A 1262-nucleotide genomic window follows, 5' to 3' on the forward strand; every position below is an offset into this window, starting at 1 on the left:
AGAAACGGGATTTGCCTCGTTTCACGCCTCACTGCTTGAACGCACATAACCAACAGTACGCTTACCCTATCCTTCTGCGTCCCCCCATTACTCAAACGGTGGAGTGGTGGTACAGGAATATCAACCTGTTGTCCATCGTCTACGCCTATCGGCCTCGACTTAGGTCCCGACTAACCCTGAGCGGACGAGCCTACCTCAGGAAACCTTAGTCATTCGGTGGACGGGATTCTCACCCGTCTTTCGTTACTCATACCGGCATTCTCACTTCTAAGCGCTCCACCAGTCCTTACGGTCTAGCTTCAACGCCCTTAGAACGCTCTCCTACCACGGATTCCCGAAGGAATCCATCCACAGCTTCGGTGAATTGTTTAGCCCCGATACATTTTCGGCGCAGCGTCACTCGACCAGTGAGCTATTACGCACTCTTTAAATGATGGCTGCTTCTAAGCCAACATCCTGGTTGTCTAAGCAACGCCACATCCTTTTCCACTTAACAATTACTTGGGGACCTTAGCTGGTGGTCTGGGCTGTTTCCCTCTTGACTACGGATCTTATCACTCGCAGTCTGACTCCCAATTATAAATCTCTGGCATTCGGAGTTTGTCTGAATTCGGTAACCCGGGATGGGCCCCTAGTCCAAACAGTGCTCTACCTCCAGGATTCTCAAAATTGAGGCTAGCCCTAAAGCTATTTCGGAGAGAACCAGCTATCTCCAGGTTCGATTGGAATTTCTCCGCTACCCACACCTCATCCCCGCACTTTTCAACGTGCGTGGGTTCGGGCCTCCAGTAAGTGTTACCTTACCTTCACCCTGGACATGGGTAGATCACCTGGTTTCGGGTCTACAACTACATACTCTATCGCCCTATTCAGACTCGCTTTCGCTGCGGCTCCGCCTTCTCAGCTTAACCTTGCATGCAATCGTAACTCGCCGGTTCATTCTACAAAAGGCACGCTATCACCCATTAACGGGCTCTAACTACTTGTAGGCACGCGGTTTCAGGATCTATTTCACTCCCCTTCCGGGGTGCTTTTCACCTTTCCCTCACGGTACTGGTTCACTATCGGTCACTAGGGAGTATTTAGCCTTGGGAGATGGTCCTCCCAGATTCCGACGGAATTTCACGTGTTCCGCCGTACTCAGGATCCACTCAGGAGGGAACGAACTTTCGACTACAGGGCTTTTACCTGCTGCGGCGGACCTTTCCAGATCGCTTCGTCTAACTCGTTCCTTTGTAACTCCGTATTGAGTGTCCTACAAC

1 rRNA gene is annotated in these 1262 nt (G+C 51.2%); it reads right to left on the reverse strand.

The window, feature by feature from the left end:
- Positions 1 to 1262 (reverse strand): 23S ribosomal RNA (locus tag ACFPYN_RS17395); the annotation flags it as partial.

This window comes from Paenisporosarcina macmurdoensis (assembly GCF_042658845.1).
In the GTDB taxonomy this organism is placed as follows: domain Bacteria; phylum Bacillota; class Bacilli; order Bacillales_A; family Planococcaceae; genus Paenisporosarcina; species Paenisporosarcina macmurdoensis.